Raw genomic sequence first — 12,826 nt, 5'->3', positions numbered from 1 at the left:
TTTTGTATGTAAATTACATGAGTTAGACTTACATACGTACCGTAATTATATTCAATATTACATTTCAATTAAGAACAGTACCAACTAGCGTTGTTACTCTTTAGTATCATTAATTCATATGGAACAAAAACAATTAACTCCTTGGAAGAGGTTTACAGGCTTATTACAGCTTGATAAGAAAGATATAAGACAAATTTTCTATTATGCCATTTTTGCGGGTATAGTAGCTTTATCATTGCCATTAGGAATACAGGCAATAATCAATTTTATTCAAGGTGCACAAGTATCTACTTCGTGGATTGTATTGGTAGTCTTGGTAACATTAGGTGTTGCTTTTCAAGGGGTACTACAATTAATGCAAATTAGAATTCTTGAAAACATTCAGCAAAAGATTTTTACAAGATCATCTTTTGAATTTGCGTATAGGTTTCCTAAAGTAAAGATGAGTGAACTACGAAATTTTTATCCGCCAGAGTTGGCAAATAGGTTTTTCGATACACTAACGGTTCAAAAAGGCTTATCCAAAATTTTAATAGATTTCCCGGCAGCATTACTACAAATAGTATTTGGGCTATTGTTACTGTCATTTTATCACCCGTTCTTCATTATATATGGTATATTACTTATCGTTTTAGTTTATATTCTTTTTAAATCAACAGCCAGAAGAGGGCTTGAAACCAGTCTTTTGGAGTCAAAAAGTAAATACAAGGTGGCTCATTGGATACAGGAGATTGCGAGATCTTTAATCAGTTTTAAGTTGTCGGGTAATAGTGACCTGGCTATGAATAGAAATGACGATTTAACCGCTCAATATTTATCGGCAAGAGAAAGTCATTTTAAAATATTATTGACACAATTTATTCAAATGATAGGATTTAAAGTCCTTGTAACTTCTGGTTTGTTACTTATCGGGGGACTGCTTGTGTTAAATCAACAAATGAATATCGGTCAGTTTGTAGCTGCCGAGATTATTATTCTGCTTTTAATCAGTTCTGTTGAAAAGGTGATTACAGGATTGGAGTCTTTTTACGATGTATTAACTTCTTTAGAAAAAATAGGTCAGGTAGTTGATAAAGAATTAGAACCTCAAGAAGGGATAGATCCATTTGAGAACAAGAGTAGTCTTACTATTGAATTAGATGGTTTAAAGTATAATTCTCCTGAAGGACAGGAAATACTAAAAGGAATCAATTTTATGATATCTTCAAAAGATAGAATTCATTTGGATGGATCTTCTGGTTCTGGTAAAACAACGTTGCTTAAAATAATTTCAGGGTTAGTAGAGCCGACAAGAGGTGATCTATATATAAACGATGTATCGATAAAAGCGGTATGGGCAAATCGTTATAGATCCTTTATAGGACAAGTGTTACCAGATCAAACTCCTTTTGAGGGCACCATACTTGATAATATAACATTTGGAGCAAACGGTGTTTCGCAGGAACGATTGCATGAAATACTAAAACAAGTAGGGTTGTTAGATTTTATAAAGACACAACCAAAAGGTTTAATGACTATGATGCATCCTGAGGGGCAGCAAATTCCGTTTACTGTTTCTAAACGTATTTTATTGGCAAGAGCCATCATTCAGAATCCCAAATTATTAATACTTAAAGACCCACTAGAGAATTTTGAAGAGAAAGAAGTAAATCGAATTATCGATTATTTGATTTCTCCTGAAAGAGATTGGGTACTCATTATTTCTAGTAGAAATCCTTCATGGAAAGATAAGTGTACCAAAAGTATGAAATTGGAAAAAGGCGTATTAATAAATAAAGACAATACAGATGCTTAATATATCTCATAACCAAATAAATAAAAAGGTAACCTTAGAAGGTTATCAATCTCATAAAAAAGTATTTCAAAGAAGACATTACAAGCTGTTTAATAGGTTGTTAGGCGGGTTTTCGATTGCTGTGCTGATTGTCTTGTTTTTACCTTGGACTCAAAATGTTTCTGGAGATGGTTATGTCACAACATTAACCCCAGATCATAGACCTCAGACGATACAATCACCTATACCAGGAAGAATTGAACAATGGTATGTTAAAGAGGGCGATCTTGTTAAGAAGGGAGATACCATCCTTCATATTTCAGAAATAAAAACCGAATATCAAGATCCAAAACTAGTGGAGCGAATAAAGCTTCAGCGTGATGCAAAAAGCAATTCGGTGCAATCTTATAAAGGAAAGGTAAAGGCACTTGGAAATCAGATAGGTGCCATTTTTAATGAAAGAAGACTAAAACTTTCGCAGGCAGAAAATAAATTGAAACAATCCTATTTAAAGGTGAAAAGTGATAGTATAGATCTAGAAGCAGCGAAGACAAATTATAAAATTGCTGAGACACAATTGGAACGTATTATCACACTTCAAAAAGAAGGTTTAAAGCCTATGACTGCTGTTGAAGAGAAACGATTAAAAATGCAGGAAGTACAGGCAAAGTTAATCTCTCAAGAGAATAAGTTGATGTCAAGTAAAAATGATGTATTGAATGCAAGAATTGAAATTAATAGAGTGATGGCTGAATATGCTAATAAGTTTGCTAAAACTAACAGTGAAAAATTCACGGCACAATCAAATCAGTTTGAAGCAGAAGCACAAACTTCAAAATTAGAAAATCAAACGTCTAATTACGAACTTAGAAATTCATTTTATTATATAACAGCGCCACAAGATGGTTATATAAATAAGGCATTGCGAGCTGGTATTGGTGAAACATTTAAAGAAGGAGAAGCTTTGGTTGGTATTATGCCTACTAATTATGACTTAGCAGTAGAAACTTTTGTAGAGCCTATAGATTTGCCATTAATACATAAAGGAGAACGCGTAAGAATTCAATTTGATGGCTGGCCTGCTATTTTCTTTAGTGGATGGCCAAATGCCTCATTCGGAACTTTTGGTGGAAAAGTAGTAGCTGTAGAAACATTTATTAGCGATAATGGAAAATTCAGGGTGCTAATTGCTCCTGATGACAATGAGAATGAGTGGCCTCAAAATGTTCGTGTTGGTTCTGGTGCTTATACTATTGCTTTGTTAGAAGATGTGTCAATCTGGTTTGAACTATGGAGAAAGTTAAACGGTTTTCCGCCTAATTATTATACGCCTAGTCAAAATAAGGCAAAGGGTAAAACCGCAAAAAAATAAGAAGATGAAAATTTTATTTAACTGTTGTATATTTTTTTTCAGTCTTTCTATAGTGGCTCAGGATACATTAATAGACTCCTTATCCTTTCAAGAGTACATGGGATATGTAAAACAACATCACCCTTTAGTAAAGCAAGCAAATTTAACGTTGAATACAGGAGAAGCTAACCTTTTAAAAGCAAAAGGGGGATTCGATCCGAAGATTGAAGTTGATTTCAATCGAAAAAAATTCAAGAATACAGAATATTATAACGAACTGAATGCCACTTTTAAAGTGCCAACTTGGTATGGTGTGGAATTTAAGGCCAATTTTGAGCAAAATTCAGGTGCTTTTTTGAGTCCAGATTTATCGGTGCCAGATGATGGTTTATATAGCGCAGGTGTCTCGATATCTTTGGCACAAGGCTTACTGATTAACGATAGAATGGCCTCGCTTAAAAAAGCCCGATTCTTTAGGGAACAATCAAAAGCCGATAGGGATTTATTGGTTAACAATGTATTATTTGAAGCTGGTATGGCTTATACTCAGTGGCTTGAAGCTGCTAATGAAGAGCGTATATTTTCCAATTTTTTAACCAATGCCAATACGCGTTTTTTGGCTGTAAAGCGTAGTTCAGAAACTGGACAGGTAGCTGCCATAGACTCTGTAGAAGCAAAAATAGCTTTGCAAAATAGGAAGTTAAGTTTTGAAGCGGCCAAGCTTAAACGTATTAAAGCCGCTTTAAAAGCAAGTAATTATCTATGGTTGCAAGGTATTCCATTAGAGATCGAAGAACGTATTTTTCCCTCTAAACCTTCTATAGATGATTTAAATATGGCATTAATGATAAAACAAAGCCTAATAGATTCTTTAGCCTTAGATAGCCATCCTAAATTAAGATCATTAGAAAACAAGATCGAGGCATTAAAAGTCGATAGAAATTTAAAAATGAATAAATTATTACCCAAACTCGACGTGCAATATAATTTTTTATCTGAAGACTATGAACCATTGCAGCGTTTTAATACCGCAAATTATAAGGCATTTGTCAATTTTAGTGTGCCTCTTTTTCTTCGGAAAGAACGCGGTGATTTAAAACTAGCAAAATTAAAATTACAGGATGTAAATTATGAAAGAACATCACAAATGCTCACAATTAAAAATAAGATTAGTGCGATCAGTAACGAAATGACATCTCTTGATAAGCAGGAAGATATTGTAAATGATGTCGTTTCTAATTATAAGGTGTTACTAAAGGGTGAAGAACGTAAATTCTTTTTAGGAGAAAGTTCATTGTTTCTTATCAATTCCCGCGAGCGGAGTTTGATAGATGCTCAATTAAAAGAAAATAGTATTATTATAAAACGTCTTGAATCCAGTATCCAGTTTTTTAATACGCTTGGGGTGAGTCCAATAGATCGTATTGAATAAACAATAATGTTTCGCAAGAGGGCTCTTCAGTTACATTATAATTGTAAAAGGTGTGTGTAATGCTTGTAAGTTGATAGAAGTGATAGATTAATCAGGTATTATGTCTACAGAATTTAAGCTTATTTTAGATTAAAAAGTAGGATTTTTTTAAACTTAACTGTTTTAGTTATATAATAGTTTAATTAGATTTATGAAACTTCCTTATAAGAAACACTATAGGTTTTACAAAGTAATAGTACCAGTTATTATTTTGTTATCATTGGTTCATACGGTGTTGATTTTATTTTATCTATAGTTCATGTTAAATTACTTTATAAATAGAAGTACTAATGCTTCGGCTGAATCTTTCAATGCTAAAATAAAGCATTTAGAGCACAATTTAGAGGCTTTAAAAATGTAGAATTCTTTCTCTTTATATTAACTGGAATTTTTGACTAAACACAACAATTGTTCTTGATTTTATTTTATTAAAAGATGCAATAAAGGGCTATTTTAAGTCCTTTAAAAACAGATAGAAAATAAAGTAAACTATAGCTATTTTCTTAAACTTACAAAAAGCGAGTAAATAAAAAGTTTAACTAAAAAAATATCGACATGGATTAAAGGTTTGTATATTTATTTAGTATTTTTCTAATCTAGGCGAAACCAAAGCAAATTTAAAGTTGAAGTATACGTTGTTTAAAATTGCATATTTTTGTTCTATAAAATTCTTTTGAATGTTTAATTCACAAAAATTAAAAGACGATTTATTAATTGAGCGCCTTAAAAATGACGATAAAAAGGTACTTACAGAACTCTATAACACCTATTGGAAGCCTTTGTTTTTGTCTTCCTATAATTTGTTGAAAAATAAAGAGCTATGTGAGGAAATTATACAAGATGTGTTCATCGATTTATGGAATAAAAGGGAGAAAATTCAAATTCAAATTTCCTTAAACAGTTATTTGTATGCTTGTACCCGATATAAGGTTTTTGCACAATTTAGAAAAAACAAAATAATTAGGATAGAATTATATGAAGACTTAAAAAATAGGTTTCAGTACTCCACTCCAGAAACTAAAATAATGCATAAGGAATTAGTCGCTCAGATTAATGCCGTTGTAGAAACCCTTCCAAGAAAATGTCAAAACGTATATAAGTTAAGTAGGCATCAGCAATTAAGTCATAAAGAAATTGCTGAGCAACTTAACATTTCGACGAAAACAGTGGAGAACCATATAAGTTTTGCGTTGAGAGCTTTACGAAATTCCCTCGGACATATACTGAGTATAGAGTTACTAGTATTTATAAGTCAAAATATAAAATAATTAGTTTATTAATTCAATAAGAATTTTTGCTTAATCGTAACAAAAATGCTACGATTATCAAGGGTTTCTTGTTAGTCTTTCAAAAAAAAACAAAAAAAACAATAATTTTTTAGGGGGTACTAATATAAATAGACACTTTATATATATACCCACAATCTTAAATCACAAATTGATGAGTAAAGAAGAAATAAACAAAGAGGACTTTCAAGAGTTAATTGAAAAATATCTTGATGGAAAAAGTACTCTTGAGGAGCTAAAATTGTTAGTTAACTACTACGAAAGTTATCAGCAGGAATACACATGGGTTGAAGAACTAGGTTCAGAAGAAGCTACTAGAAATAGAGTACTCATTAATATACATAAAGAACTGCAAAACGAGGAGGAAAACAGTGTTAAGGGCATATCGTTTTATCAAAAAACTTTATTTAAATACGGCGTAGCTGCGTCCTTAATATTATTTATAGCCTTTAATTTCTTTTTTAAAGATAATCAATTACTAGTTGATCCTATTAATAAATCTGTGATTGTAAATAATGATATCAAAATTGGTACTGATAAAGCCATATTAACATTGGAGGATGGAACAGGTGTAATTCTTGAAAAAGGAGAAAATTATATTGCTGATAACTTAAGCAGCAATGGCGAAGCATTAATTTACAACACTGCAAGAGAGAAAAAAACAGAAATAGCATATAATTATTTAACAATTCCAAGAGGCGGACAATATCAAGTAAAACTATCAGATGGTACCATCGTTTGGCTAAATTCTGAATCTCAAATAAAGTACCCTGTATCTTTTCCAAAAGGAGAAGCGAGACAAGTAGAACTCCTTTATGGTGAAGCCTATTTTGATGTATCACCGAGTACAAATCATAATGGCGCTAAATTTAAAATACTTACTGGAATACAAGAGGTGGAGGTACTGGGTACCGAATTCAACATTAAGGCTTATAAAGATGAAAAAACCATTTATACAACCTTGGTAGAAGGAAAGGTTGCTATTAAGAATGGAGAATTAAATAATATTTTAAGTCCAAACCAACAATCTATTTTAAATACCAAAAACAATGATTTAGTGATTGCTAAGGTTGACACCTTTTCTGAAATCGCCTGGAAAAGAGGGGTATTTAGTTTTAAAAACAAATCACTTAAAGATATTATGAAAGTTTTATCTAGATGGTATGATGTAGATGTTGTATTTATTGATAAAACTCTTGAAGATGTTCAATTTAAAGGGGTATTAAGTAAAAATCAAAATATTGAAGAAATTTTAATCCTAATAAAAAACACAAACTTTATTAATGCCTATGAAATAAACAACAATACTATTATCCTAAAAAACTAAAAGAAAGAGGAACAAAGCTTAGACCGTCCAAAGTATAAGGCTTTATCCCTCTATTTTAAAGTTACTAATTAATTAAATGTTTAACTAACTAATAACAAGCAAATTTATGCAAATTAAACTTACTTCTGTTTTTTTCTTTTTTAGAAAAAAACTACTCCTAAACATTATGAGAGCAACCATTTTCTTATTGTGCTTAAGCGTTTTTAGTATAACACCTAATAATGTTTTGTCACAAGATGCTAAAATAAAAATTGAAAAGAATGTCAATGTAACCGTTGATGAGGTTTTCGATCTTATCATGAGTCAAACCGATTATACATTTATATATCAAGTTGACATGTTTAAAGACTATCCTAAAGTTAACGTTAAAAAAGGGACAATAAAAGCCAATAAACTACTTGAAAAAAGCCTTTCAATAGGCGATTTTAATTTTGTTATTTCGGGTAATAATACCATAATCATTCAACAAGATTCTGAATTTCAAGAGTTAAATATATCTGGTAAGGTTACAGATGTTAACGGGCTTCCTATTGCAGGAATTACAGTCTATGTTACAGATAGAAAACCTGAAGGAGATCGTGTTTCAAATAACTTTGTTATACGCGGAACCTCTACAGATTTTGATGGCACCTTTTCTTTAGAAGCAAAAGAAGGGTATTATTTAGTAGCTTTTGGCTTAGGTTATGAGTATGTATCTCAACAAGTAACTACGCAAACCACATACAATATTACTCTAAAAGAACGCATAGCAGAATTAGATGAAGTTGTTCTAATAGGTTATGGTTCTACGACTAGAGAAGAAGTTTCTTCGGCTATTTCTTCTATTAAAAGTGAAGAAATAAACCAAAATGTAATAGGTAATGCTAGTTTTGATAGAGCCTTAAGTGGTCTTATAAAAGGTGTACAAATACAACAAAATATTGGTAGACCAGGATCTAGTGTAGATATCAATATAAGAGGTATTACTTCTCCCTTTGGATCAAGCGATAACAACCCACTTTTTGTAATAGATGGGGTGCCATTTCAGGTAAATCCAGCTTTTAAAAATACAATAACAGATGAAACTCGATTTGCAGAAACACCTAATCCTTTATTGGGCATTAACCCGCAAGATATTGAAAGTATAGATGTGTTAAAAGATGCTGCAGCTACATCTATCTATGGGTCTAGAGGCGCTAATGGTGTTATTATTGTGAATACAAAAAAGGGTGAAAAAGGTAAAAAAATGCGAGTAAACCTCTCTGTAAGCACAACCTTTGGTAAACCAATTAATACCTTAGATTGGTTAAATGCAGATGAGTTTAAAGAATTCTCTGAAGCTTATATAATTAGCTCCGTAGAAGCAGCCAATGCAGGCAATATATTTCCTCAAAGTTTACAATTTGGAATGGCTGATTTAGATGTGGTTTTTGATTTCTCAACATTTACATTTCAAACAACATATAACGGCTTAAATGACAGTTATTTTGGAGACGCGAATACCAATTGGAATGATGTAGTTTATAGAGATGCTGCTGCGACACAGAAATATAATCTTTCTATTAACGGAGGCTCAGAACGATCAAGCTATTATCTATCTTTAGGATATATAGACCAGGAAGGATTACTACTTAATGATGAGTTTAAGCAATACAATTTCAGACTTGGTTTAGACAGTCAAATCTCTAAGCATATAAAAATGGGAGCCAATGCCAATTTAAGTTATACCGATAATTTTTCTGGATATAGTAATTCTAATGGTAATTTAAATCAAATATTAGACGCAAGACCAGACTTTGCGCCTAGAAATGAGGAAGGTGAATACAATTACCCACCTTCTAGGTTTTTCGGCTTTTTCGATCAAGAATCACCCAACCCTTTAGCTTTTACTACAGAAAACAAGGCCGATAGAAAGTCTTATACAGCATTAGGGAATGTGTATATTGAATCTGAGGTACTAAAAAACCTAACGGTTAGAGGGCAAGTAAATGGGTCTTTCTTTTTTACCGATAATAATACGTATAATCCAGATTTTGCAGGAACTTTTGGAATAACACCATTTGATCCTCCAAGAGGACCTGCTAACTCTACATTAACACTTAGTAAATCTATTGCTACCAGTATAACAACAGATGTTACAACAACTTACAGAAACACTTTTGGAAACCACTCTATACTCGGATTACTAGGTTTTTCTTGGCAACGTGACAAAGGAGATCGAAATCTTTTTTTGTTTCAAGGCTTTCCAGATGATGATATATCAACAACGGCTACCAATGCTGAACAAAATATATCAGCTTCAAATTTTAGAGAAGAAATAGGACTAAATTCTATTTTTAGTCGTGTATCTTACAATTACAAGAACAGATATTTTTTAACAGCAAATATTAGACGCGATAAGTCTTCTCGCTTTGGCCCTAATAACAAAGAAGCATACTTTCCATCGGTAGCAGCCAGTTGGAATATAGCTAACGAAGAATTTTTAAAAAGCTCTAACCTTGTAAATACATTAAGATTAAGAGCAAGTTTAGGTGAAGTTGGTTCAAACAATACAGGAGAATTTGTGTATCTACAGTTCTTTAATAGAGGTGCTAGAGGAAATGGTCTTTACAATGGCCAAGTTGCGAGTGGGTTGAATGATATCCTTCCAAATCCAGATATAAGATGGGAAGTCACTAAAGAATTCAACATTGGTTTAGACTTTACATTATTTAATGGACGATTAAGAAGTAGTTTTGACGTATATAACAAGCAAACAACAGATGCGTTAATTGGACCCGCTTTTGCCCTAGAATCTGGAGCCACAGACTATACAGAAAATTTTGCAGATTTGAGCAATAAAGGAATTGAATTCGAAATATCTGGAGATATCCTAAGAAGCAAAGACTTTAGATGGTCTGCAGGGTTTAACATTTCTAAGAATGAAAATGAGCTGAAAAAATTTAATGCAGATGGTATAGACCCATTTTTAATTGATAGGTTTGAGATAGGCAGAGAAATAGGTTTAATTAGAGGTCATATTGTTGAAGGCATTTTTCAAGACCCAGCAGAAGTTGCAGCAAGTCCTACGCAAACATCTGGTACAGGTGTAGGGGACTATAAATATAAAGACATTAGTGGCCCTAATGGTACACCAGATGGTATTATTGATGATAATGACAGAGAAATTTTAGGAAGTACCCAAGCAGATTTTTTTGGAGGCTTTAATTCGGCTATTCAATATAAAGGTTTTGAACTTTCAGCATTTTTCAACTTTTCTAAAGGCACAGAATCTTTAGTAGATTTTGGTATTAGCGACCCGCTTAATCCACAGTTTGGATCTAATGTACAAAGACGCTTTAGCCACCCTTTTAGATGGTCACCTACTAATACAGATGCGACCTTACCAAGATTGGTTTCTGGTGATCCAAACCAAAACAATAGAATATCAACAGCAAATGTATACGACAGTTCTTATCTAAGATTAAGAAACATTCAGTTGAAATACAATCTTAACAAGAAAATTACAGATAAACTTGGGTTAACTAATTTATCGGTATATGTTTCTGGGTCAAATTTAAAGACCTGGACAGATTTTCCTGGTGTAGATCCTGAAGCTGGCGGAGGTATTTCTGCCTCTGGAGGATTCGATAATGGAGGAGCTTATCCAAATGCTAAATCTTGGTCTTTAGGTGTAAATGTTAACTTTTAATCTTTAAATTATGAAATTCACATATATAAAAATAAGTTTAGTAGTTGTTGCATTACTAAGTCTTAATAGTTGTAATATTGATGATGTTGTACCTCAAAATGCGCTCGAAGAAAGTAATGTTATCAGAGATGAAGCATCGGCTATTACACTACTAAATAGAATATATACCACCTATAGGGGGCCTGCTGGCTCAGGGCTAAGGGTTCCGCTTTTACACCCTACGGTAACATCGCGTTTAAGTGCCGCAGGTCAAGAATTACAATATGTTAGACCAGATAGTGAGGGTGTTGCAGATCATAATATATTACCGAGCAGCAACTTAATATTAACTATTTACAGATCTGAATATTATACCATCAATAACACTAATTTTTTTATTGAATTAGTAGAGAATGGCGCTGCAAATGTAGATGATACTAGAAAAAATGAACTATTAGCTGAAGCTAGGTTTTTTAGAGGGTATTCACATTTTAATTTATTAAGAGTTTTTGGACAGTTTTATGACACAAACTCAGAATTTGGTATTGTTGGTAGTACAACACCATACAGAGAAAATGAAACTAGACCTCGTAATACAGTTCAAGAAAATTACGATTTAATCATTTCAGACCTGCAATTTGCTGCCGATAATGGTAGAACCAACAGAGAACATTTTTATATTTCTGCAACTGCTGCCAGAGCTGCTCTTGCTAAAGTGCAATTGTATATGGGAGACTATACCAATGCTGCTGCAAATGCTTTAAGTGTTATAAATAATACCGATGGTTATGCTTTAGCTACTAGCTATGGTGATATATTTAATACTAAATATGGACCAGAAACTATTTTTGCACCCTTTGCCGGTGATATTGTTGAAGGAGAAATCAGTATAAGTTCACATTTAAACTCTGTAGCCAGTCCTTCTACGTATTTTAGAATACTTGCAGATGACCAAGATGGCGTTCCTGGTGATGGTAGTTTTGATAATACTACAGGTTACGACCCTAGATATTCTTTTGTATTTAGTGATCCTGCAGGCAACCCAAAATACCCGTTTGCAGTGAGACAAGCTGGTGGTGGTAATACTGTAAACATGTTAAGAATGGCAGAAATGTATTTAATATACGCCGAAGCAGAAGCTAGACGTTCTGGTGGAGTTTTAGCAGATGCTCTAGACAAATTAAATGACATTAGAAATAGAGCAGGTGTTCCTCCTAAAATGTTATCTGATAAAGCAACTTTATTAGAAGACATTAGAAATGAAAAAATCTTAGAATTATTTAAAGAAACTGGGGAATCTTGGTTTGACTTTGTACGTTATGATAGATTAGGCGATATTGATGCGGCTGCATTACGACCAACAATAACTAATCCTGGAAAATTAATTTTTCCAATACCGCAATCAGCTTTAGCTGGTAACAATGCTTTAGTACCAAACCCATAATATTCAATTTATAAAACCCCAACTATTAATAGTTGGGGTTTTATTTTATTAAAGTTATTTCAATATGTTTAAACATCTTCTCTAAATTATCTAAATCTTTCATAATAAGATTTAACTAGAAATTAACATAATTGCTGTAGGGCTTGGAGCATTATTATACACTTAACTAGTATTATTAATAATATTATACAATACAATGAAAAAAATCATCACATTACTTTTTTTAAGCATACTTATAGCCAGCTGCACGCAATCAAAAGAAAAGCAAGATTTATCTTTTAGATATACGGGCATAAATTGGGATAAATATGAGGGACATACCATAGATATTGTGGTTGGAGATACAACAATTGCAGGTGTGCATTCTGTAACAGATAAAGTTATTATTAAAAATGGTACGTTTAAGATTTCAGATACGCTCAAGCAGATTAGAAATGCCTATTTTGGATTGTATAGTCCCGAGGGAAAATATGTATATAAACAAGAATTTATATTAGAACCGGGGGAACTTGAGCTTGACCTAA

At 32.5% G+C, this 12,826-nt stretch carries 8 protein-coding genes; all 8 read left to right on the top strand.

Annotated features, from left to right (window positions below):
- Positions 1-118: 118 nt before the first annotated feature.
- Positions 119-1,795, top strand: coding sequence for a peptidase domain-containing ABC transporter (locus EM932_RS19090; RefSeq protein ID WP_135878808.1), 1,677 nt, complete (start codon positions 119-121; stop codon positions 1,793-1,795).
- Positions 1,788-3,146: an HlyD family secretion protein gene (locus tag EM932_RS19085; RefSeq protein WP_135878807.1), complete on the top strand. Its 1,359-nt coding sequence runs from the start codon at positions 1,788-1,790 to the stop codon at positions 3,144-3,146. Before EM932_RS19090 ends, EM932_RS19085 begins: the two co-directional genes overlap by 8 nt.
- 4 nt (positions 3,147-3,150) lie before the next feature.
- Entirely contained in the window at positions 3,151-4,557 is a 1,407-nt protein-coding gene (locus tag EM932_RS19080) for a TolC family protein (RefSeq protein ID WP_135878806.1), read from the top strand.
- Positions 4,558-5,273: 716 nt separating this feature from the next.
- A complete protein-coding gene (locus EM932_RS19070) occupies positions 5,274-5,864 on the top strand; it encodes an RNA polymerase sigma-70 factor (RefSeq protein WP_135878805.1) in 591 nt (196 codons plus the stop codon).
- Between the two features lie 172 nt (positions 5,865-6,036).
- On the top strand, positions 6,037-7,209 hold the full coding sequence (locus EM932_RS19065) for a FecR family protein (RefSeq protein ID WP_135878804.1): 1,173 nt from the start codon (positions 6,037-6,039) through the stop codon (positions 7,207-7,209).
- Positions 7,210-7,315: 106 nt separating this feature from the next.
- The gene (locus EM932_RS19060) at positions 7,316-10,879 is read left to right on the top strand and encodes a SusC/RagA family TonB-linked outer membrane protein (RefSeq protein ID WP_135878803.1); all 3,564 of its coding nucleotides are present in this window, start codon (positions 7,316-7,318) and stop codon (positions 10,877-10,879) included.
- Between the two features lie 10 nt (positions 10,880-10,889).
- Positions 10,890-12,302 carry a RagB/SusD family nutrient uptake outer membrane protein gene (locus EM932_RS19055; protein WP_135878802.1) on the top strand — a complete coding sequence of 471 codons (1,413 nt, stop codon included), beginning with the start codon at positions 10,890-10,892 and terminating at the stop codon, positions 12,300-12,302.
- Positions 12,303-12,498: 196 nt separating this feature from the next.
- Positions 12,499-12,826 (top strand): hypothetical protein (locus EM932_RS19050; RefSeq protein ID WP_135878801.1); only part of this gene is annotated, 328 nt, incomplete at its 3' end.

Source organism: Flavivirga rizhaonensis (genome assembly GCF_004791695.1).
Lineage (GTDB): Bacteria > Bacteroidota > Bacteroidia > Flavobacteriales > Flavobacteriaceae > Flavivirga > Flavivirga rizhaonensis.
This window is presented reverse-complemented; position numbering and strand designations above follow the sequence as displayed.